Here is a 22,879-nt window from a genome sequence, read left to right on the forward strand (position 1 = left end):
CGAGTTGGCTTCAGCTTCTTTTTTGTTTTTAGGAAAAAATGCTGCTGATTTGTTCTACTTCTTCTTTCGTCAATTCTACATCAGAGGTTTTCAGGTTATTGACTACTTGATCGGAGCTTTTGGCCCCTGGAATCAAAACGTCTACTGACGGCTGATGCAGATACCAGGCGAGAACGACGTGAGCTGTTTCTTCACCTTTACGTTCAGCGATTTTTTTGACTTCATTTACTTTGCGGAGATTTTCTTTGAATGCTTCTCCCTGAAAATTAGGCTTTTGGGCACGGAGATCATTAAACGTAGTGTTTTCATCGTATTTTCCGGCCAACAGGCCAGATTCAAGCGGAAAATAAGGAACGAAGGTAATGTTGTTTTCTGCGGTATATGGAAGAATGTCTTTTTCCACTTCGCGGTTCAACAAATTATATTCGGACTGTACTACGTCCACATGCCCATCCTTGTTTGCTTCCTTCAGCTGCTCCAGGGTGAAATTCGATACGCCGATGGAGCGGATTTTTCCGGATTCCTTCATTTCCTGCAGGGCGCCGACTGCTTCATCCTTCGGCGTGTCTTCATCCGGGAAATGAATATAGAATAAATCAATATAGTCTGTTTGCAGGCGGTGGAGCGCATCATCTACGGACTGTTTTAAAAATTCTGGAGAGTTGTCCATAACAGTATCGCCGTTATCGAGAAATTTGTGGGCTGCTTTTGTAGCAATAACCACCTGTTCACGGGCATTTTTTTCTTTTACTACTTCACCGACGAGTTCTTCGGAACGGCGCGGTCCGTAAATAAACGCTGTGTCCAACAGGTCCACGCCGTTATCGATGGCAGTGGCGGTTAACGCTTTTCCCTGCTCTTCATCAAGCATATCGGGATAAATATTATGTCCGCCCACTGCGTTGGTTCCCAGTCCAAGAGGGTTTACAGTGACTTCAGATTTTCCAAGTGTTACACGATTCATTGCCATATAAACGTCACTCCTTTGTTATTTCAGCACACTTATTCGTATTTCACCTGTAACCAAAAGCTAAACATTTTTCTGTTCACATGAATAAGTGCACGATTTCGTAGAAATTCACGTTTACTGAAGAAAAGATAAAGGTAAGGAGTAGATAGGTTCTATTACGAAGGATACTGAGAATAAAGGGGAGAAACATATGCCAGAACAGCAAAACAGTAAATTACCTATTATTATAGCCTCTGTAATTATTGCAGGGATCGGGGCAGTATTTTTAAACCGTTCAGCCCGTGATACGGTGAAGGAAAAGTCGTCCGAAGCAAAAGAAACAGCCAGCCAGTACAAGGAAAATGCCAAAAACAGCGATGCAGTGAATAAAGATGACTTTATGGCACGTATCCAGAACGCTACAGAGCTGGCAAAAACCATCGGTACGCAGCTTCAGGATGTATACAATAATTACGGAAAAGATCTGATCGCCCAGGTTCAAAAAGTGAAGGACGACTCAGAAGAAGTGGTATCAACGGCGAAGGAAGCCGGCGAAGAGTTGAAGGGTGTGGGTGACACGGCAAAGGATGCCGGAGAAGAACTAAAAGAAGCCGGCAGCCAGGTAAAAGAAGCTAAAGACGAGGTTGCAGGTTCTGACGATGATGATAATGATACTAAAACAAAAGAGTATCAAAGCGCTACCGATGCTTCCAAGTACAGCGACAGCGATCTGCCAACGATCGGCTCCACTGGAAACATGGACGAAGATATTAACAAATCGGCAAGAGAATAATGATTGGACTCCGAAGAAGCACTTCGGAGTCTTTTTATATACAGGAGGAAGTATTGAAACGCCAACTGAATATGCTTATAATTAAGTAAGCGCTTAACTAATTTTTTATCTGGTTTTGAAAATGAGATAAAATTCCCTGAAGGAGGGGTATGATGCCTTTAATACGAATTGATGTTATCGAGGGGCGCACGGAAGAGGAGTTAAAGCTGCTTGCAGATGCTATACATGACGCGGTAATTGAAAGCTTTGAAGTCCCGGAACGGGACCGCTATCAGACGATTAATCAGCATAAGCCGTATGAAATGTATATCGAAGACACCGGGCTCGGCCTTGAGAGGACGAATAATATTGTGGTTATTCAGGTGATCAGTAAAACACGTACAGCAGAACAGAAAAAGCGCCTGTATAAAAATGTTGCCGAATATTTGTATAGCCGTTGCCATATCGAATCGGAAGACGTGATGGTGTCGATCACTGACAACACAGAAGCGGATTGGAGCTTCGGGCTGGGAGAAGCCCAGTTTTTAAACGGGAAGCTGTGAAGGCTGGAGGCTGCCTGCGGGCAGCTCCGGCCTTCTTTTACCAGAATATTGCATTCATTCGGGCGGGGGAGTACGATAATGATAAGTTGTTAAAGAGAAGGGAGAAAGGAGCTGCTTTTATTGCACGAATGGGAAGAACAGCTGCGCGCTCTTTTAAGTAATAAAAGGGTATTTACAGAGCTTGCCGACCGATACAGCTACAGCTTTGATGCTTCTTTTGGCGAGCATCTGCCCGAAGTGGTTGTACAGCCTAAAACGACGGAGGAAGTACAAACAATCATGAAAATCGCCAATCAGTTCGGCTTGGCCGTAACGCCCAGAGGGCAGGGCACCTGTCTGAGCGGAGGTCCGCTGCCTGTCCATGGGGGGATCCTTTTGGATATGGCGCAGTGGCCGAAGGAAATTAACGTTTTCGCCGATGACTTAATTGCGGTCGTCACGCCTAGTGTGCTGACAGCTGATATTCATGCGGCCGCCGAAAATTACGGTTTAATGTATCCGCCTGATCCAAGCAGTGCCCACGTATCAACAATTGGTGGGAATCTGGCCGAAAATTCCGGGGGACCAAGAGGGCTGAAGTACGGCGTGACCAAGGATTTTGTGATCGGTCTTGAAATTGTTACCCCGGAGGGAGACGTTATGCATACAGGTGGGCGAACGATTAAAAATGTAACCGGTTACGATTTAACCAAGCTGCTCGTCGGCTCCGAAGGGACGCTTGGCGTGATTACAAAAGCGACGCTCAAGCTGGTGCCAAAGCCTCCGGCCGTACAAACGATGATGGCTGCCTTTACAGACATGGCCACAGCCGGGAAGGCCATCTCCAAAACGCTCACCTCGGGAGTGCTCCCGGCAAAAATGGAATTTATGGACCGGGCCTGTATTGAAGCCGTCGAGCGGTACCGCCCGTCAGGCCTGCCCACCGCCTCGGAAGCACTGCTTTTGATCGAACTCGACGGACACCCGGAGACAATTAAATTAGAAGCCGAACAGGTGAAACAAATTCTCGTGGAGCTACAGGCGGATCCAATCATTACAGCGGAAAGCGACGAAGAAGCACAGAAGCTGTGGAGTGCAAGAAAGCTTGTGTCGCCGGCAATTGCGACGATCAAGCCGACAAAAATTTCGGAAGATGCTACGGTGCCGAGAAGCCGGATTCCGGAAATGATGGATCGGCTGAAGCAAATCAAGGAGGAGTATCAGGTGGAGCTCGTCGTATTTGGGCATATCGGGGACGGCAACCTGCATCCGGATATTATGTGCGACCAGCGGGATGAAGAAGAAATGATACGCGCTGAAAAAGCGGTCGCAGAAATCTTCCGGGCGGCCCTGGAGCTTGGCGGTACGCTTTCCGGAGAACACGGTATTGGCACGATGAAAGCACCCTTTATGGAGCAGGAAATGGGAGAGGTGGGAGTATCGATGCTTAAGCGGATCAAAGAAGCCTGGGACCCCAACAATATTATGAATCCGGGAAAAATCTTCGCAGAAAAAGGGCAGAAGCTGGTGCTGCGTGATGGCTGATACACTTAAAGACATGCTCCGCTACGATTTGACCTTTGACTGTGTGCAGTGCGGCTACTGTCTTCCGGTCTGCCCGACATATGAAACGATGGAGCGGGAGACGCACTCCCCGCGTGGGCGTATTAATTTAATCAAAATGGTCGCAGAAGGAAAAGCTTCAGTGGAGGATTTAAAACAGCCGATCGACAAATGTCTGGGATGCATGGCATGTACGACCGTGTGCCCGACAGATGTACAGTACGGACAGCTGTTTGAAAGTGCAAAGCATGTAATTGATGAATACGAAGAAAAAACGTTCGTCCAGCAAAAAACCGAGCATTTTTTATTTCACTCATTTTTTCCGTCAACAGCTTGGATGGATCAGCTTGGAAATGCCACATGGCTGTATCAGGTGAGCGGTCTGCAAAAAGCAGCGCGTGGACTGAATGTAATGTCTGCGGCACCGCTTCATCTAGGTAAATTCGAGCAGGTGCTGCCGCCGGCCCCTTCGCCGAAAGAGAGGCATGCGAGGAAAAATCGCCTGCACCCGGACGGGCCGCCGAAAGCAGTAGTTGCATTTTTTACCGGATGTGTGATGGATAGCGTATTTTTTAGGCAAAATGAAAAAACGCTGGAGCTTCTCCGGCTTTCCGGGGCAGAGGTGCAGCTGCCAAAAACACAGACCTGCTGCGGGGCACTGCATGCCCATGCAGGCAAAGAGCCTGAAGCTTTGACGCTTGCCAAGGAAAATATACAGGCGTTTGAGGAGAAGCCGGTGGACTATATCGTAAACAATGCCGGAGGATGCGGGGCCCAGCTCCATAAATACGGGGAGCTGTTTGCCGGTGACCCGGAGTGGGAACAGCGGGCGACAGCTTTCTCCGATAAGGTTAGAGACATTACAGAAGTACTCGTGGAGCTTGACGGTCTGGAGTTTACCGAAAGGGTCGAGGAAACCTATACGTATCAGCCTTCCTGTCACATGACGAATGTGCAGAAGGTAAAAGAGCCGCCGCTGCAGTTGATACGCTCAGTGCCGGGGGTAACGCTGAAAGAGCTCGACCGGCCTGACTTCTGCTGCGGTTCAGCGGGCATTTACAATATTACGCAGCACGAGGATGCGATGGATATTCTGGATGTGAAAATGAAAGACGTTAAGCGGCAGTGTCCAGAGGGGATTGTCACAACCAATCCGGGCTGTATGCTCCAGATGAAACTGGGCGTGCAGCGGGAAGGTCTCGAAGAAGAAATTGATACGGTGCATATTGTGGATCTTTTGATGAAAGCAAAGCCGGTAACTAAGCAGGCGGCGAAGGCGTAAAAGTAAATGAGCAGCAGGAAGGGCTTTTGGTTTAGCGGCGCCAAAGATGGGGGAAATGGTAACGAGTGTAAAAAGAAATGAGGCGAGAAGGGAGAAGGTGAAACCATGGTGTTGATTGATACAATATTTGTGGTCGTCACCTTCTTCTGGGCCGCCGAGTTTTTTTTATTCAGGCAGAAGGCTCCCTCAAAGGAACCGGAGCGCACCGAACGCCGCTCGTTCCGCTGGATACTTGCGGCCATCATCTTGTCGATAGGGACCGCAGTGGTATTTGGCGAGACTGGTTTTCTCAGCCTCTCCTCAGTTTGGCTGCAGGCCGCCGGTCTTTGTCTGTACGGAGCTGGCATCAGCCTGCGGTATTGGGGAATTCTTCATTTGCGGGACCAGTTCAGCAGAGACGTTTCTGTCAAAAACGGGGACAGCCTGGTAAGCAGCGGCCCGTACCGTCGCTTGCGCCATCCCCTGTATACCGCTTTATTTTTCATTGTACTTGGCTTTTGCTTATTCATGAATAGCCCCGGAGCAGCAGTCATAAGTACAGGAGTCATGGTGCCGGCACTTCTTCACCGCATCCGGATTGAAGAAGAAATGCTGCGCCAGACGCACGGCGATACGTATCGTTTATGGTGTCGGCAAAGAAACCGGTTAATTCCATTTTTGTACTAATTCACGGAGGTGTGCTATTTGAAGAAAAAAGCAATTGTCATCGGCGGAGGCCTTGGAGGCATGTCCGCAGCGATCCGGCTGCAGACGGATGGATATGAGGTAATGTTACTGGAGAAAAATGAAAATCTTGGCGGGAAATTAAACCGCCGCAGCGGGAAAGGGTTTACCTTTGACACCGGGCCCTCTATTCTGACGATGCCATGGGTGCTTGAACAGCTGTTCCACAGTGCAAACCGCTACCTTGATGATTACATACAGGTAGAAAGGGTGGAGCCGCAGTGGAAGACATTTTTCGAGGACGGAACATCACTGAACGTGACGAGCGATCTGCCCGGCATGATTGAAGAGGCAGCGAAAGTCACGGATCAGCCCAGCCGTAAAATTACGGAATTTTTATCCTATACCGAAGAAATGTATGAATTATGCATGAAAAGCTTTTATAAATACAGCATTGAGGATTTAAAGGATTTAAAAAGCCATCATACCTTGGGCGACTTAATGAAGATGGATCCGTTGAATACGGTGGCCAAAGCGACGCATAAACAGTTTGACAACAAATACCTCGAGCAGATGTTCAACTTTTTCATTATGTATGTCGGATCCAATCCGTACGCAGCGCCGGCCATTTTGAACCAGCTCGTCTACGTGCAGCTTGGTCTCGGTATCCACTATGTGAAGGGCGGCATGTATAAAATTGCCGAAGGCATGGAGCGCCTGATGCAGGAGCTGCGCGTTGATATTCATCTGAACAGTCCGGTCAGCCAGCTGCTGGTGGAAAATGACCGGGTGACCGGTGTGGAAACAGAGGATGGAGACACGTATGAGGCTGATGTTGTCGTTTCGAACCTTGAAGCAATTCCGGCCTATAATACGATTGCTCCTCCGGAAGCGAAGGCAAAAAAAGAATCCAAAAAACTCAGCAAAACGTTTATTCCCACTGTTTCCGGCGTCGTGCTGCTGCTAGGGGTGAATAAAAAATTCGACGGGCTGCACCACCACAATTTCTTTTTCTCCGAGGATCCTGAGCTTGAGTTTAAGCAGGTATTCGAAGAAAAGGTGCCGGCCGATGACCCGACAGTGTATATTGGCATCTCCGCCCGGTCGGACGAGACCCAGGCGCCGGCGGGAAAAGACAACCTGTTCGTGCTGACGCATGTACCTCCAATGGATGCCAAGCAGAAAAAATCCTTTGACTGGGACAAGTACCAGGAGACAATTTTGAATAAATTAGAACGAAATGGACTGGACGGCCTGCGGGAGTCGATCGAATTTGAATACCGCTTCACTCCGGAAGGCCTTGAGGAACTCTACGGCGCCAACGGAGGCTCGATTTACGGTGTAGCCTCTGATCAAAAAGTGAACGGCGGATTCAAAGTGCCGGCGAAAAGCAGAATTTATGACAACCTGTATTTTGCCGGAGGCTCCACGCATCCCGGCGGCGGTGTACCAATGGTTACGCTGTCCGGCCAGCTGACAGCGGATCTGATTCAAAAACACGAGCAGACAGAAGTGAAAAAATAACCTGAAAACCCTTCCTGAGCCGGGGAGGGTTTTTGTATGTTCCGCCATCGCGGTTCGAACAAAGCAAAGGAGGCATAAGCCTTAGTTTTGTGATAATATAAATTAAGTATGAGATTCAGCGAAAATCAAAGCGCATAGGCGGTAATTATACATAAAACGGGGGTTACATACCGATGGTACAATCAAAAGCTTCAATTACAGCAATAGGATCCTTTGTCCCGGAAAAACGACTGACAAATGATGACCTGGAAAAAATGGTGGAAACAAACGATGAGTGGATTACGTCCCGTACCGGCATCAAGGAACGCCGGATCACGGCAGAGGACGAATTCACGAGCACAATTTGCGTGAAAGCAGCGGAGGAGCTGCAGCAGGTAAGCGGGAAGGCACTTGACGATGTGGATTTAATTATTGTGTGTACGCTGACACCGGACCATAAAACGCCGAGTGTCGCTTCTCTGGTACAGGCGAGTCTCGGCATTTCCGGGGCAGGCGCCTTTGATTTAAACGCTGCCTGTGCCGGCTTCTCCTACGGGCTGCATATGGCCGATGGCATGGTCAGCTCCGGTCTTCACCGTAAAGTACTGGTGATCGGCGCTGAAACACTGTCCAAAATCACGGATTATACGGACCGGGCAACATGTATTTTGTTCGGGGACGGGGCCGGAGCGGCTCTTGTGGAAGCGGACGAAAGCAATCCATCCTTTTTGGCTGCTCTCACAGACTCGGATGGCAAAAAAGGGGAATACCTGTACTGCACGGATTTGTCCAATCAAATTGGCGGACATGAAGTGGATCCGGACGGCTATGTCGTCCAGAACGGACGGGAGGTTTACAAGTGGGCGGTCAAGACAGTTCCTCAGGGCATCGATAAGCTTCTGAACGATGCCGGAGCAGCGATTGAGGATATCGACTGGTTTGCCCCGCACAGCGCGAACATGAGAATGATCGAATCCATTTGCGAGCGTACCGGCATTCCGGTGGAAAAAACGCTGACGAGCCTGGAATACTACGGGAATACATCGTCTGCTACGATTCCCCTGTCTCTCCGGGAAGCGCAGAAGGACGGACGGCTGAAAAATGGCGACCTCGTGCTTATTTACGGATTTGGCGGCGGTCTGGCGCAGTCCGCGTTACTCGTCCGCTGGCATGCAGAATAATTGAACTGAAGGAGCTCCCGGGGCAGGGGGCTCTTTTTTGATGAGCAGCAAAGGTTATGATTATAGTGCGGCGGGTATAGAGAGTACGTAATCAATTCAGAACAGCATTGGAGGATATAACATGGCAGAAGTTGAAGGAAAAGTAGTTATACTGACTGGTGCTTCAAGTGGTATCGGTGAAGCAGCGGCTAGAGAATTAGCTGGCAAAGGAGCTAAAGTAGTGCTGGCTGCCCGCCGGGAGGAACGTCTGCAGCAGCTTCAAAAGGACATTGAACAGGACGGCGGCACCGTTGCCTATAAAGTAGTGGATGTCACCTCCCAGGAGCAGATGGACGAACTCGCCCAGTTTGCCAATGAAACGTACGGCCAAATTGACGTTATAGTAAACAATGCCGGGCTGATGCCGCTCTCAATGCTTCGGAACCGGCAGTTTGAAGACTGGAACCAGATGATCGATGTGAACATTAAAGGCGTGCTTTATGGTATTGGCGCCGTGCTTCCCTACATGAGGGAAAGAAAAGAAGGGCACATTATTAACGTTTCCTCGGTAGCGGGTCACCAGGTATCTCCGGGCGGCGCTGTCTACAGCGGCACGAAATTTGCGGTGCGTGCTATTTCGGAGGGACTTCGTAAAGAGGAATCCCCGGAAAATAATATCCGCTCCACCATTATTTCACCAGGGGCTGTGGAGTCGGAGCTTACCGAAACAATATCGGACAATCAGGTGAAAGAACGCGTGGACGAGCTGTATAAAAACGCGATCTCTTCAGAAAGCATTGCCCGCACCATTCGATACGCGATTGAAGAACCGGCGGAAGTATCCGTTAATGAAATTGTCGTACGCCCAACCGCGCAAATGTAAAAACAACGGCATCTGTCCTCATGGGCAGGTGCCGTTGTCATTTATAGCGCCCTATCGAATTTTACCATTGAATCAGGGCGTTTCCGGGTAAAGTAACTCATAGAGTGAAGGAGGTTTTTGATGGCAGAGCTATCATTTAAATATGTACATGTGAACGGTATTCGTCTTCATGTCGCTGCTGCGGGTCCAAAGGACGGAGAAATGGTCATCCTGCTGCACGGCTTCCCGGAATATTGGCGGGCGTGGGAAAAGCAGATGCACGCTCTGGCGGAGGAGGGCTATTTTGTAGTGGCCCCTGATCAGAGGGGCTATCATTTGAGCGCCAAGCCCTCCGGCACAGCATCCTACACGATGGACGCCCTCCGGGACGATATCATCGGGCTCATTTCTCATTTCAAAAGAGAAAAAGCTGTAATAGTTGGTCACGACTGGGGCGGGGCAGCAGGCTGGTATATGGCGCTTACCCGTCCGGAATACATTTCGCTGTTTATCCCTGTTAACATGCCGCATTTAATGGCTATGCCAAAGACAATGCTTACGCACCCAATGGATCTGATCAAAGGGTATTACATGGCAGCCTTCCAGATTCCCAGTCTTCCCGACAAAGGAGCTGCCATGTTCCAATACGCTGCATTGAAGGCTCACCTGACTGTGACGAGCTGCCCTGGAACATTTTCAAAGCAGGAGCTGGACGGGTATCAGTTTGCCTGGTCCCAGCCCGGCAGCGTAACGGCCATGTTCAATTGGTTTCGGGCAATTCCATCCGGGCCGGCAGAAGCGATGAGCACAGAAGCCATCAACGTGCCCGTGCGGATGATCTGGGGTATGCATGACTGGTTTTTGGGCACCGCTGCTGCTAAAGAAAGCCTGAAATACTGCAGCGATGGAAACGGAGTTTTTATTGAAGAAGCGACGCATTGGGTCCATCATGAACAGCCGGAGCTTGTCACGCAGTTCATTAAAAACTTTATTCAAAAAAACCAACTAGGGGGCAATACGTATGCAGAATATCAGCTTTGAGACAATAACAGTAAACGGTGTTTCGTTACACACGGCACTGGCTGGTCCCAAGGAGGGACCGCTTGTTGTGCTTCTGCATGGTTTTCCGGAATTCTGGTATGAGTGGAGACACTTAATCGGGCCGCTTGCAGCCCGCGGATATCGGGTGGCGGCGCCGGATCAGCGCGGCTATAATCAAAGCAGCAGGCCGCTGGAGATTGATGCTTACGCCCTGGACGAGCTGCGTAACGACGTGACGGAACTGATCAAAGCGCTGGGCCGGGAAAAAGCGGTGATCGTCGGCCACGACTGGGGCGGGGCGGTAGGCTGGTATACGGCAGCATCAAAGCCGGAATATGTAGAAAAATTTATTGCTATCAACATCCCGCACCTGCCGGCGATGCCGGCCAGTATGAAAAAAGATCCAACACAGCTTTTGAGAAGCTCGTACATGCTGTTTTTTCAGCTTCCCAGGCTGCCGGAAAAGCTGCTTGCCTATAATGACTTTGAAGAGTTTGCCAACGGTCTCGTGAAAACAAGCAGGCCGGGAAGCTTTACAGAAGAGGATCTGGAAAAATACAAAGAAGCATGGTCACAGCCAAATGCGGTCACGACCATGATCAATTGGTACAGAGGAATGAGAAAAGGGCCGAAGGATATCGTGGAATCAAGCCATGTGACTCCGCCGGTACGAATCATCTGGGGCGTGGGGGATGCCTTTTTATCGAAGGCCTCTGCCCGGACGAGCCTTGAATACTGCCGCGCCGGAGAATTGATTTTTGTATCCGATGCGACGCACTGGGTGGTTCATGAGCAGCCGGATATTGTAGAGCGGCTGGTGACAGAATTTATAGAACAGACGTAAAGCCAATGCTCAGGCATTGGCTCTGCGGAAGCTTATAGTGGCCAGCGCAATTAAAATAGAAGTGAATACAATTAAAAAGAGGAGCTCCTCAGCGATTGTCACTGTACGTCCGAACAGCTGCAGGTTCAGCCCGAGTGCGTCCTGGGCAGCAACCGGAAGATCTCCGGCGCCGGTCATCACCTTCTTCATAGCGTCTACGCCGTAGGTAACAGGATTGACTTTAACAAGAATATCCATCCAGGCCGGCATGTTCGTTACCGGAAACAACGCTCCGGAAAGAAAAACCATTGGAAATACAAGCACTTGGACAATCAGCTGGAATCCCTGCGTTGATCGAAGCAGGCTTGCTATCAGCAGGCCGAGGGAAGCGAGTGTACAGGAAAGCAGAAACATAATTGGCAGTACAGCCAGGACATTGCTCCAATCGTAGGTTACGCCGAGAACGGGGATCAAAATAAACATCAGCACTCCCTGCATAAAAGCAACCGTAGAGGCCCCGAGCATTTTGCCGATGGCAATGTTCACCCGGGAAACCGGGGAGACGAGAATTTCTTTCATATAACCAAATTCTTTATCCTGGATAACTGATAAAGAAGAGAAAATCGAAGTCATTAAAAGGGTCATGGCGACAATTCCCGGAAAAATGAACGTAAGGTAATTAAAATCTTCGATTTCAGAGGTTTGATTCATCACTAAATTTTCCATTGTTCCGCTGAAGCCGCCGCCAAATATAATTAAAAATAAAATAGGCATCGCAAAAGAGCCGAGCAGACGGGGACGGTCCCGGACGAATTTCATTAAATCCCGCTGCCAGATGGCAAAAATACCTTCCATATGTTTGATCTCCTTTCTTAGGCGGGGCCGGCTTTAATATCGCGTCCAGTATAGGACAAAAACACGTCGTTGAGCGTGGGCCGGCGTATGTTCAGGCTCGTAATAGGAACGTGAATCTGCTGCAGAAAAGTAGAAATAAACTGGTCACTGCTGGGCACCTGGATACGCAGAATGCCTGCTTCCTGTTTTATTTCTGCTTCCGGCATCGCTGACTGCAGCTGAGCGGCAACGGTGTCATTATCCTCGGTTCCGAGTTCAATGACGTCCCCGCCAACCTGCTGTTTTAAGCGCTCAGGTGTATCGAGAGCGATGATAGTGCCTTTGTCCATAATAGCGATGCGGTGGCTGATTTCTGCCTCATCGAGGTAGTGGGTGGTAAGAAATATCGTGATATTTTCTTTTTCCTTCAGGCGGAGAATGTACTCCCAAATATGGGCCCGCGTCTGAGGATCCAGGCCCACCGTCGGTTCATCCAAAAAGAGGACCTTCGGGTAGTGAAGCAGGCCACGGGCAATTTCAAGCCTTCGTTTCATCCCGCCGGAGAACTCCTCCACTTTTTTCTTTTGATTGTCGATCAGGTCTACAATTTCAAGTACTTCCTGAATACGTTCTGCCCGTTTATGTTTAGGGACACGGTAAAACCGGCAGTGAAGCTTTAAGTTTTCGAGGGCGCTTAATTTTTCATCGAGCGTATTTTCCTGAAAAATGATGCCGATGCTTTCGCGGACTTTTGCTTTCTGCTTAAAAGCGTCGTACCCATTAATGGTAACGCTTCCTGAAGTGGGAGCGAGCATCGTGCAGATCATGTTGATGGTCGTGCTTTTTCCTGCACCGTTAGGGCCCAGAAAGCCAAATATCTCTCCCTGTGCAACGTCGAAATGAATACCTTTGACCGCTTCCATATCTTTGAATGATTTTCGCAGTTCGTGCACTTGAATGATAGGTTCCATACATTACCCCTACTTTAGCCATAGTCATTATGTTAGCGTAACTATATAACTTCAGGCAGCCATCGTCAATGGATACGAAAACAAAGACGCGGTTTGATGGGTAGGCAGACGAAATTCAGGGTATGGGCTATTATAGAAAGAAGGGGGCGGAAATAATGGAACTTCGAGACCATGTAAAGCAGTATCTGAACCAAAACAGTTCCTTCGAAGTGGAAACAGTGGAGGAAGTAGTCGATGAACGCAGGCGAAGAAATGAAATGACACCCGCAACGTCGGAACGACCAGCCGTGGCTGAAGTGTGGGATAAAGATATTGGTTCAGAGGGACGGACCTTAACCGTGCGCAGATACAAGCCGGTTTCTGAAGAGCCGCTTCCTGTAGTGATTTTTTTCCACGGCGGCGGATTTGCTGTGGGGAGCCTTGAAACTCATGATACCTTTTGCCGGGTGCTGGCCAATGAACTGGGGGCGTATGTCGTAGCAGTGGATTACCGGCTCGCACCGAAGTACCCATTTCCGTCAGGAGTATACGACTGCCTGGACGCTGTACGCTGGGTGCTTTCGGAGTACCGGGACTGGTCGAACACGGAGGACCGGTTTTATCTTTGTGGTGACAGCGCTGGGGCAAATATTGTATACGCAGCGTCTACGCTGCTCCGAAAAGAAGAAACATACCTTGAAGGACAGATGCTTCTGTATCCTGTCGCTGATTTTTACAACCGGGAGGAAGAGCCTGCTTATGTATCATATCACCGTTTCAGTGAAGGCTACGGCCTGACGGCTAAAAATATGGGCGACTTTTGGGCGCATTACCTATCAGCCTGGGATGAACGCAGGGATCCGCTGGCTGTACCAATGCGGGATGAAGAAAAACGCGGGAATCCTCCTACACTTATCATAACAGCAGAGTATGATGTGCTTCGGGATGAGGGTGAAGAATTGGCCCGTCAGCTGAAAGAGGCAAACGCAGATGTGCATCATCACCGGGTGGACGGGACGATTCACGGATTTATCAGCCATTTTCCGCTTGAGGAGGACGGACAGGAAGCGATGAACTATATGCGGGCGTTTGTACAAAAGCATATCGGGAAATGATGAAACACCCATCCGGAAGCAGGCGGATGGGTGTTTCAGGCGTATCAGAGTTCAGTCTGAAAAGTCCGGGATCAGCCGCTGCTCCTGAAATTCACGAAGCAGATGCCGGAACATATCATCGCTGTTCACTACTTCAGTAAACCCAAACTGTTTCACCTTATTAGTATCAGACATCACATCGTATTCTACATTGAAAATGAAATCACCGAACGGCCAGGCGGCCAGTTTATCAAACGGAATATTCTGCAGGCTGTATTTTTCCTGCATATCCTCCCACAGCTCCTGCTGCAGCGGCATAAAATCAGAGAGTGTAATTGTTTGCACAGGCCCGGTGTTCATTTGAAACTCTTCGGCAATAACCGGCCACATGTGTTCCCAGCGGAAGAAGTCTCCGTTGGTGATATTAAATGTCTCAAATGCACACGGCTCGTGCAGTGCAGCCCAGACGGAGCAGCGGGCGAGCAGGCCGGCATCGGTAACCTGGGCGAGTGACCGGTAGGTAACATCTTTTCCCGGAAAACGAAGGGGAAGGCCAAGCTCTTTAGAAATAGAGGCGTACACAGCAATAACCATGCTTAAATTCATGGGAGTTCCTACCGAATAGCCGCATACGACGTCGGGACGCAAAATTGTCCATGACCAGCTTTTCCCACTCTGGTGGTGCCGCAGGTAGTCCTCCTGGTTGTAATAAAAGTTCGGCGGCATATGACGCGGATCGCTTTCCCGTGCCGGTGTTTTAAAGGCGCTGAGATGGGCACCGTACACTTTGGCTCCCTGCATCAATACGACACGCTGAAGCTGAGTGGACGTCGTTTCCACGGCCTGAACGGCACTTCGGAGCATATCGGTATTAACTGTGATCTGTTCTTTGGAGAGAGGATCATAGTCCTGGTAGGCTGCGTAAAAAATATGGGTGACAGCAGGCACGTCCTGAAGTGCCTGTGTGATTTCTTCTTCTTTTAAGAGATCGGCCTCCACGTAATAATCGGCACCGTGAGTATCCTCCGGCTGATGACGGGAAATACCCACAGCGGTCCAGTCTTCGAGCGATGAAATATGTTTTAGGATACTGCTGCCTATTATGCCGGTGGCTCCTACGACCAGGGCGGTTTTAGTCATTGAAGAGGACTCCTTTCAGAATATAGGGTAATACAGCTGTATACCACAAATCGGCAGAGGCCTAACCTGGACAACGGGAAAAAACGCCCGGGCGCCTGGCCGGGCGATGATAATTACGTATTCTGCTGTTCAGCGGCACGAAGCTCCTCGAGACTCAGGCCGAAGGTCATCTCGAGGTGGGGATAGTCTTTAAATCCGGGCCAGTCCCCGCCCCAGCTGAAGCCGAGTTCCTTAGCGATCTCCACGGCCTCCGTCCAGTCTGCTTCTCCGTTGCCGTTATCATCTCGTTCCATATCCCAGACAAGCTCTCCGTCTGGTGTACGTAACGCAAAATCCACGGCGAGCCCGTAATTATGGTATGATTCTCCGCCCCGGGCCCGCGTAACAATTTCTCCCTGTGTCGTCCGGCCCTGGGCGTATAGGGCATCCTGTTCTTCCACCGAACGGTATTCATCCGTTACTACAACGTCGATCCCCTGCTGCTCTGCACGCTGAATCCATTCATTTTTTCGTTCCTCCACGACAGGGTGAAGGCTGTTCTGTTCAACGACTTCGCTTGCTTCCACCTCGGGAAGAGGATTCTGCCTGCTGTTCCACCCGAGTACGACCAGAATGAGAAGCAGCCCGGTTATAAGTAGCAAGACATGTCTTTTCACTCAGCTGATTTCCTTTCTTTTTTCAACCTGCGTACAGGAAGTATAAACGAGTATTTGGGTTCCGGAGCCGTCTGCCTTTAGCCGTGAGTGTCTTCGAGGGCCTGGGCAGCAAGCGCAAATCCACCGGTGATGCCCGCATCATCGTGGAGGTCCGGGGTAACAATATATTGATCGATATTGTGAGTGATCATTGGATCCTGAACGTATCCCTGCAGAAGCTGCTGCGTTTTTTCGTGTACTTTTGCAAGCAGGGACGGCTGTTTGCTTACGCCGCCGCCGATAATAATCCGCTCGGGGGTAAGAATCAGAATGTAATTCATCATTGCCTGGGCGATATAATAAGATTCAAGGTCCCATACCTCCGGGCGGGAGGTCAGTTCGCTGCCTTTTTCTCCCCATCGCTGTTCCACCGCAGGTCCTGAAGCGAGCCCTTCAAGGCAGTCGCTGTGGTAGGGACACGTGCCGGTGAATTGGTCCCCGGGATGCCGGCGGACCATGATGTGCCCGGCTTCCGGATGGTTCAGGCCTTCAAGAATATTGTTGTTAATTACAGCACCAACACCGATACCGGTGCCGATTGTCATATACAGGCAGCTTGTTTTTCCGGCACCGGCGCCGTGCTTCCATTCTCCGAGCGCCGCTGCATTGACATCGGTGGTGAAGCCTGCCGGGACAGCAAGGTGTTTTTGTACGTCTCCGAGAATGTTAAAGTTTTGCCATGCTGTTTTTGGTGTTGTAGTGATATAGCCGTATGTATCATTTTTTGTATTAATATCAATCGGACCAAAAGAACCAATGCCAACAGCTTCGATAGAAAAAGCACGGAAAAAATCGTACACCTGCTGCATAGTTTCATCAGGCGTCGTAGTTGGAATAGAAATACGTTCTTTTATGTCACGGCCGTCTTCACTGACCGCGCAGACAAATTTAGTCCCTCCTGCTTCAATGGCGCCGAGCATATAAACAACCTCCTGGTCTTTTTCTAAAATAATAAAAAAGATCATTCAAAATAAATGAAAATTCCATATGGATAAAATTCTGTATACCTTTTAATCGTACCTTTTTTTTCTTGTTTTGCAAATATGAAATATACTTGCCGGGCGGGAAAGGAGTAAGCTTGAATGAGCAGTAACAGAGAAATAATAGCAAATGTTCAGGGGCAAAGCGGAGAATTGCAGCTGCAGCGCCGGGACTCTCACTATGAAGTCATCAGCAACGGCACATTTTTGATGGCTACCCACAACGGAGAGTCGGAGCGGCGCATGGTGCAGGAAGCGCTGAATCATGCTTTTTCAGCAGAATCGGTGCTGATCGGAGGCCTGGGCGTTGGTTTTTCGCTCGACGAGGCAGTGCGGCATGCAGATACAGTTTATGTAACCGTCGTGGAATTGGAAAAGCACATAATTGAGTGGAACCATTCCTATTTTCAGGAATGGAACAAAAGGGCACCAGAAAACAGCAAAACGAAAATCGTAGAGGGTGATCTCCAGGTGTTTCTGGAAAAAGAAACAAACGCCTGTTGGGACGTTATATGTATGGATACAGATAACGGCCCTGACTGGCTTGTCCGGGAAGGCAACCACTATATGTATGAACCTGGCGGTCTACAGACGATTTTCGGCGTCCTCCGGGGAGGAGGAGTGGCAGCGTTTTGGAGCGCTTCTTATTCCAGTGCCTTTGAAAACAGTCTGGAAGCATTGTTTGATAATGTATGGGTAGAGGAGGTGGAGGCCGGACGCGGCGGTCCGGATGTTATTTTTTACGCCAGGAAAGCAGAACATATCCATCCATCACACAATTTTTGAGATTTTTTTAGCCCTCTACAGTGATACAAAAGATACAGAGAAGGGTACGATATGAAAGTACTGTGAAAACAGTGGGAGATGAAGGGGCCAGGGAGGAAATGGAATGAAAAAGATATCAATCGTAATTCCTTCGTTTAATGAAGAGGACAACATTGTGTCTGTATATGAATCACTGCAGAACCATTTAGGGCATCTGCCCTATGAAATAGAGGCACTGTATATCGATGACGGAAGCTCGGACCGGACGCTGACGAAGATGAGAGAGCTTGCCGGGCTGCATGAAAATGTAAGCTACGTTTCGTTTACCCGCAACTTTGGAAAAGAAGCAGCGTTAATTGCCGGGCTGCATCATGCGGATGGGGATGCGGTAGTAATCATTGACGCTGACCTGCAGCATCCGTCCGAGGTGATTTTAGAACTGATTGAAGGCTACGAAGAAGGCTATGATCAGGTAATCGCAAAACGGAACCGGGAAGGAGATTCAAAATTCCGTTCCGGCATGGCTGCAATGTATTATAAATTTATTAACAGAATGGTGGATGTGAAGCTTGAAGACGGTGTCGGTGATTTCCGTCTGTTAAGCCGCCGGGCGCTGGACGCTCTGCTGTCCCTGAGTGAAGCCAATCGTTTTTCGAAGGGGCTTTTTTCATGGATCGGCTTTCCAGCCAAAACGGTTTATTATGAAAATGTCCAGCGCCAGGAAGGCGAAACCAAATGGTCGTTTTCAAGCCTCCTGAATTACGGCGTGGACGGCATGATTTCCTTTAATAACCGTCCGCTGCGTCTCTGTTTGTATACCGGGCTGATCGTGATGCTGCTTGCGCTGGTTTATATCGGTATCACGTTTGTCCAGATTGTGCGGATGGGAATTGAAGTGCCGGGTTATTTTACGACAATTTCCGCTATACTGTTTTTAGGGGGCGTGCAGCTGTTAAGTCTTGGCGTGCTCGGGGAGTATATCGGACGCATTTACTACGAAACGAAAAGACGCCCGCATTATTTAGTGCAGGAATCTAATACGAAAAGGCGAGATGCATGAAACAGTTGGATAATGAGTTTACCAGATTTGTTTTAGTGGGCGGTATGAATACATTAAACTACTACGCCGCCTACTTACTGCTTCACGTGGTGCTTTCGGTGCCATATATGATCGCCCATATTACCGGGTTTTTTATCAGCTTTGTCATTTCTTTCTTTTTAAATACATACTTTACTTACAAGGTCCGGCCGACATGGAAAAAGTTTTTTCAGTTTCCGCTGACCCAGGTAGTAAACGTAGGGGCTTCATCCGTTTTTGCTTATATATTCGTGGAATGGCTGAGTATTAACAGTACTATCGCGCCGCTCGGAGCGGTGATTTTTACTATACCGGTCACGTTCATTGTCACAGGGAAAATACTAAAAAGATAGCGTGGGGAGAGAATGTTGAAACACAAGCATATATGGGGGATTGCAGCAGCAGTCATTCTGACAGTCATCGCAGCGCACGCATTTTTCTTATATCAATGGACCAATGATACGTATATGGCCGGTCCTAATGACGGGTTGAATCAGATGGGGCCGTTTAAGCAGCTGCTGTATGATCATTACACGAGCGGTGAATTTTTTTATTCCTTTCAGCTTGGGCTTGGCGGCAGTATGTTTACCCAGCTCGGGTACTATTATTCGACGAACCTGTTCTTTTATTTCCAGATAGCAGCAGTGTATACGCTGGAGCTTTTGGGGCTGATCCGTGAGCCGGACGCAGCTTTTTGGACCGAGGCTGTCATTTTTATCAGCATGGTCCGGATGACACTCGTTTCCTTTTTAACGTACGCCTGCTTTCGCTATATGAAGCTAGGCCGCGTGCCTGCCCTGACAGGGGCCCTGTTGTACGCCACATGTGTAATGTATTTCCGCCACGCGGCGTTTTGGGAGTTTTTTGCGGATGCCTTCATTTGGCTCCCGCTGCTCGTACACGGGGTGGAAAAAATAATTCGGGAGAAAAAACCGCTGCTGTTTATTTTTGCACTCGCAGCAACCGTCTTTTCGAATTTCTACTTTTCCTATATCGTTCTTATTTTTATCGGTATTTATATTTTAGCCAGGTGGCTGATCCGTCTTGGGCCTGGAGAAACAAAGATTGGAAAGCAGATACTTTATTTCGGGGGCAGCTCTCTGCTCGGATTCGGCATCGGACTGACCGGCTTTTTCGCCGGCGTGTACGGGTACTTTAACAATTACCGGCCGGATTTTGAACAGGAGATCGTATTGTTTGATAACACAAGCAACATTCTGCTCGACAGCCGTTTTCTTATTGTGCCGACTATCTTTTTAGTGTTTGCAGCCTGGAAACAGCTGTATAAGGATCCACGCTTTGTGTTGTTTACCATCCTAGCGCTGTTATTTATCGTATTTCATTACAGTCCACTGATGGGAAGCGTGTTTAACGGCTTATCCGCGCCGCGGAACCGGTTCGAGTATATCGCTGCGTTTTTACTTGCCGGCGCAGTGGCAGCAGGCGTCCAGCATATCCGGAAGCTCGACTGGCGGGAGCTGGTGCCTTCGCTTATTTTTGCGACAGGCATGTACGTTCTGTTTTATCTATGGGATGACGATTTTTCCATCGACCATTGGAGCGGGTGGCTGACACCCGGAATGATCATCATTTCGCTCGCGGCATTTATTGTGACAACCCTTACGGACGTGCGCGGCAAAAGGATCATCACTGCCGTTTTTGCCATTATGACGAGCGTGGTGGTCGCCAATCAGTACCAGTATGAAAAGCTGTTTGAACGTGGGAGTATGAACGAAACGACGCAGGAATTTCTAATGAGCGAGGATTACATGGATGCAGATCAGATCGAATTGCTTGATGAAGCCGCGCAGGAGGATCCGGACGCGCTGTCCCGCACTACTTGGATCAAAGACCCTCAGCGTACGAATACGCCACTGTATTTGGATTTTTACGGGGCAGGGGCATACTCAAGTATTTTGAATGAAGAAATACTCATGTTTTATTACAATGACCTTCAGATCGATCTCGGAAGGGAGAGTATCAGCCGGTATTCCGATTTCGGGCGAAGGGCAAACATTTACAGCCTGCTGCGCGGGGAATACGCCATGTTTGAAAAAGACGGGGATGAAAACGTGCCGTACGGATTTACTCCATTTGTTGAAAATGATGATTATATTATTTATCAGAATGAAAATGTACTTCCATTTGTACGGACGACGGATCAGGTATATGCCTATGAAGATGCAAAAGAAGCGGCACCGCTTGCGAAGGAGCATGCTATGCTAAACGGCGTGATTCTCGAGAACCCGGACGCAGCGGCCGACTTCCCCCAGGAAGAGTCGGTTATCACCCGTGAAAATGTCGAGGCGGTAAATGGCACTTACGAGAATGAAATGCTTACGGTTACCGGGGAAGAGGGCGGACTTAATATTACAGTGCCGGAGAGTGAAGACGTGGAGGAGTATTACGTGGACTTCCTCCTCCGCCAGGAGCCCGGCGTTGGCTTTTTCCGGATGAATGTCAACGAATTTGAGACTTCCCGTAAGGCGAGGGATTCGCTGTACCGTACCGATGAAAATGATTTAACGATCCGCGTGGAGAATCCGGAGGATAACGTGATAGAGGTACGGATGCCTGAAGGAGAATATCATCTTGAAGATCTGGCTGTGTACGAAGAAACGTATGAACAATTAAATGAAGCCAGTGCGCAGGCAGAGGATATCACCCGGAACGTAGAAGTGGATGGCAATGAAGTTGATACTGTCATTGAAAATGACGGAGGAGACGCATACGCTGTAATGCCGATTCCATATGAAAAGGGGTGGAGAGCCAAGTTGAACGGTGAACGTGTACCAGTCGAAAAAGCAAATGGGGCGTTTACCGCTGTACCGCTTGAGGAAGGGAAAAACAATCTTTCTCTTACGTACTATCCTCCTTACTTCTGGTGGATGACTGCAGTGTCGGTTGTTTCTTTGATATTGGCAGTATTATGGGGAGTGAAAAGAAGAAGAAAACAATACTGAAGTAAAGCCTGTTCCGCCTGGCGGGGCGGGCTTTTTTATGTGTATTGACAGTGAATACAGGTTGGTGGAAAAATAAGGATATGAAAAGGAGGGCTTATGTCTTTATCCAAACAAGCTGAAGAGTATTTTCGGGAGGTCGGGGATTATCTTTATTTATACGGAAGAAAAACGGAGGACATAGAACTTTCCATTCAGCCGGACAAAGAAGCGGTCGAGGTGCAGGAAGAAGCTGGAGGTTCCATGTATGAAATAGTGTCGAAGGAACCGAGAGTCTACAGTCAGGCAATTAAAAAGCAGGTATCTCCTTCCACAGGCGAACATATCTCATTTTTAATACTGGTTGCATGGATTCTTTTTTCAGCTTTATGGTCGTGGGATCTGCTGCGGGGCATGACAGTTTTTTCTATCTGGTATTTTGGTATTTTAGGTCCAGGGGCCTTAATAATCAGTTTTTTAATGATTTACGGCAGGTCCATTCAGGCATTTCATTCAAATCGGATGAAACAGGTCTTAAATTATCTTCCTCAGGCGGCAATGCTTGTACTGGTGATTCCCGTGCGTGACCTTATAACAAATGTACCTGAGGGTGGTCTAGTTCTTCCAGCAGCATTTAAATGGTGGTTCGTGCCAGCTGCAATCATGGCTACTGCCCTGGCGGTCCGGATTCTCCAGAAGAGCTTTCTGCCAGTGTACGCCGTAATTATGGCCTCACTGATTATGGTATGGCTCGTGATCTCTGCGGTAGATCTTTTACCATTTCCTCATAATCTAATTACCTATATTGTACTTGTCGGAGCTGCATTTGCTTATGGTGTCATTATGAATTTAAAGCCGGAGCGTGAGAAAAGTTAGTTTCACGCATATTTCCCGGGAAATAAAAAAAGGCCGTCCGCGCGGCCTTTTTTATTATGAAAATTCTACCGCCGGCCCGGTTAAAATACCGCTGAACAAGTTGATCAACAGAAGCACCGTTAAAATAAAAAAGATAAGAAAGCTTATCCGGCTCTGGGCTTTAAAATGAGCCGCCAGGCCAACGCCCCACAGAGCGGTAATAACAAGGCCGGCGTATACGTATAACGAAATGCCTCCGCCTACCACAATGGCAGTAACAATTAGAAGAATGTCGGTGGTGATGACGAGTAACAGAGAGATGGCTAAAAGCATGCTGCTGAACATTTTCATTCTGGCGTCTTCCATATATATGAGCTCCTTTGCGAAGA

General features: G+C 48.8%; 23 protein-coding genes. 16 read left to right on the forward strand and 7 right to left on the reverse strand.

What is annotated here, in order from left to right:
- Window positions 1-28: 28 nt before the first annotated feature.
- Complete coding sequence (locus SIC45_RS01185; protein ID WP_319632905.1) at window positions 29-964, reverse strand: aldo/keto reductase; 936 nt, start codon at window positions 962-964, stop codon at window positions 29-31.
- A gap of 196 nt (window positions 965-1,160) precedes the next feature.
- Between SIC45_RS01185 and SIC45_RS01190 the strand changes: the two genes are divergently transcribed.
- From SIC45_RS01190 to SIC45_RS01235, 10 genes are all read left to right on the forward strand, one after another.
- Window positions 1,161-1,742, forward strand: coding sequence for a hypothetical protein (locus tag SIC45_RS01190; RefSeq protein ID WP_298784829.1), 582 nt, complete (start codon window positions 1,161-1,163; stop codon window positions 1,740-1,742).
- Window positions 1,743-1,894: 152 nt separating this feature from the next.
- Window positions 1,895-2,284, forward strand: a complete 390-nt coding sequence (locus SIC45_RS01195; protein WP_298784831.1) for a tautomerase family protein — start codon at window positions 1,895-1,897, stop codon at window positions 2,282-2,284.
- A gap of 120 nt (window positions 2,285-2,404) precedes the next feature.
- Window positions 2,405-3,808 carry an FAD-binding oxidoreductase gene (locus SIC45_RS01200; protein ID WP_319630770.1) on the forward strand — a complete coding sequence of 468 codons (1,404 nt, stop codon included), beginning with the start codon at window positions 2,405-2,407 and terminating at the stop codon, window positions 3,806-3,808.
- Entirely contained in the window at window positions 3,801-5,108 is a 1,308-nt protein-coding gene (locus tag SIC45_RS01205; protein ID WP_319630771.1) for a (Fe-S)-binding protein, read from the forward strand. Before SIC45_RS01200 ends, SIC45_RS01205 begins: the two co-directional genes overlap by 8 nt.
- 105 nt (window positions 5,109-5,213) lie before the next feature.
- A complete protein-coding gene (locus tag SIC45_RS01210; protein ID WP_319630772.1) occupies window positions 5,214-5,774 on the forward strand; it encodes an isoprenylcysteine carboxylmethyltransferase family protein in 561 nt (186 codons plus the stop codon).
- A gap of 18 nt (window positions 5,775-5,792) precedes the next feature.
- Window positions 5,793-7,295 carry a phytoene desaturase family protein gene (locus SIC45_RS01215; protein WP_319630773.1) on the forward strand — a complete coding sequence of 501 codons (1,503 nt, stop codon included), beginning with the start codon at window positions 5,793-5,795 and terminating at the stop codon, window positions 7,293-7,295.
- A 173-nt stretch (window positions 7,296-7,468) separates the two neighbouring features.
- Complete coding sequence (locus SIC45_RS01220) at window positions 7,469-8,455, forward strand: ketoacyl-ACP synthase III (RefSeq protein ID WP_319630774.1); 987 nt, start codon at window positions 7,469-7,471, stop codon at window positions 8,453-8,455.
- A gap of 121 nt (window positions 8,456-8,576) precedes the next feature.
- Window positions 8,577-9,317 (forward strand): SDR family oxidoreductase, encoded by a 741-nt coding sequence (locus SIC45_RS01225; protein ID WP_319630775.1) that lies wholly within the window; start codon window positions 8,577-8,579, stop codon window positions 9,315-9,317.
- A 120-nt stretch (window positions 9,318-9,437) separates the two neighbouring features.
- On the forward strand, window positions 9,438-10,337 hold the full coding sequence (locus tag SIC45_RS01230; RefSeq protein WP_319630776.1) for an alpha/beta hydrolase: 900 nt from the start codon (window positions 9,438-9,440) through the stop codon (window positions 10,335-10,337).
- Entirely contained in the window at window positions 10,318-11,181 is an 864-nt protein-coding gene (locus tag SIC45_RS01235) for an alpha/beta hydrolase (RefSeq protein ID WP_319630777.1), read from the forward strand. Before SIC45_RS01230 ends, SIC45_RS01235 begins: the two co-directional genes overlap by 20 nt.
- 9 nt (window positions 11,182-11,190) lie before the next feature.
- Here the strand turns inward: SIC45_RS01235 and SIC45_RS01240 are convergent, their stop codons facing one another.
- A complete protein-coding gene (locus SIC45_RS01240) occupies window positions 11,191-12,015 on the reverse strand; it encodes an ABC transporter permease (protein ID WP_298784848.1) in 825 nt (274 codons plus the stop codon).
- 17 nt (window positions 12,016-12,032) lie between these two features.
- Window positions 12,033-12,965, reverse strand: a complete 933-nt coding sequence (locus tag SIC45_RS01245; RefSeq protein WP_298784851.1) for an ATP-binding cassette domain-containing protein — start codon at window positions 12,963-12,965, stop codon at window positions 12,033-12,035.
- A 155-nt stretch (window positions 12,966-13,120) separates the two neighbouring features.
- Between SIC45_RS01245 and SIC45_RS01250 the strand changes: the two genes are divergently transcribed.
- A complete protein-coding gene (locus SIC45_RS01250; protein ID WP_319630778.1) occupies window positions 13,121-14,059 on the forward strand; it encodes an alpha/beta hydrolase in 939 nt (312 codons plus the stop codon).
- A 51-nt stretch (window positions 14,060-14,110) separates the two neighbouring features.
- Here SIC45_RS01250 and SIC45_RS01255 read toward each other — a convergent pair whose 3' ends face one another.
- From SIC45_RS01255 to SIC45_RS01265, 3 genes are all read right to left on the reverse strand, one after another.
- Entirely contained in the window at window positions 14,111-15,178 is a 1,068-nt protein-coding gene (locus tag SIC45_RS01255) for an SDR family oxidoreductase (RefSeq protein ID WP_319630779.1), read from the reverse strand.
- A gap of 113 nt (window positions 15,179-15,291) precedes the next feature.
- The gene (locus SIC45_RS01260) at window positions 15,292-15,834 is read right to left on the reverse strand and encodes a M15 family metallopeptidase (RefSeq protein ID WP_319630780.1); all 543 of its coding nucleotides are present in this window, start codon (window positions 15,832-15,834) and stop codon (window positions 15,292-15,294) included.
- A gap of 77 nt (window positions 15,835-15,911) precedes the next feature.
- A complete protein-coding gene (locus SIC45_RS01265) occupies window positions 15,912-16,793 on the reverse strand; it encodes an ROK family protein (RefSeq protein WP_319630781.1) in 882 nt (293 codons plus the stop codon).
- A 162-nt stretch (window positions 16,794-16,955) separates the two neighbouring features.
- Between SIC45_RS01265 and SIC45_RS01270 the strand changes: the two genes are divergently transcribed.
- The 5 genes from SIC45_RS01270 to SIC45_RS01290 all read left to right on the forward strand — a co-directional run bounded on the left by SIC45_RS01270 (window position 16,956) and on the right by SIC45_RS01290 (window position 22,511).
- Window positions 16,956-17,639: a spermine/spermidine synthase gene (locus SIC45_RS01270; protein WP_319630782.1), complete on the forward strand. Its 684-nt coding sequence runs from the start codon at window positions 16,956-16,958 to the stop codon at window positions 17,637-17,639.
- A 103-nt stretch (window positions 17,640-17,742) separates the two neighbouring features.
- On the forward strand, window positions 17,743-18,678 hold the full coding sequence (locus SIC45_RS01275; RefSeq protein ID WP_319630783.1) for a glycosyltransferase family 2 protein: 936 nt from the start codon (window positions 17,743-17,745) through the stop codon (window positions 18,676-18,678).
- Window positions 18,675-19,049, forward strand: a complete 375-nt coding sequence (locus SIC45_RS01280) for a GtrA family protein (RefSeq protein WP_298784865.1) — start codon at window positions 18,675-18,677, stop codon at window positions 19,047-19,049. Before SIC45_RS01275 ends, SIC45_RS01280 begins: the two co-directional genes overlap by 4 nt.
- A 15-nt stretch (window positions 19,050-19,064) precedes the next feature.
- Complete coding sequence (locus SIC45_RS01285) at window positions 19,065-21,659, forward strand: YfhO family protein (protein ID WP_319630784.1); 2,595 nt, start codon at window positions 19,065-19,067, stop codon at window positions 21,657-21,659.
- Between the two features lie 96 nt (window positions 21,660-21,755).
- Window positions 21,756-22,511, forward strand: a complete 756-nt coding sequence (locus SIC45_RS01290; RefSeq protein WP_319630785.1) for a hypothetical protein — start codon at window positions 21,756-21,758, stop codon at window positions 22,509-22,511.
- 54 nt (window positions 22,512-22,565) lie between these two features.
- Here SIC45_RS01290 and SIC45_RS01295 read toward each other — a convergent pair whose 3' ends face one another.
- Window positions 22,566-22,856, reverse strand: coding sequence for a hypothetical protein (locus SIC45_RS01295; protein WP_298784871.1), 291 nt, complete (start codon window positions 22,854-22,856; stop codon window positions 22,566-22,568).
- Window positions 22,857-22,879 lie beyond the last annotated feature (23 nt).

The sequence above is a fragment of the Marinococcus sp. PL1-022 genome (assembly GCF_033845285.1).
In the GTDB taxonomy this organism is placed as follows: domain Bacteria; phylum Bacillota; class Bacilli; order Bacillales; family Marinococcaceae; genus Marinococcus.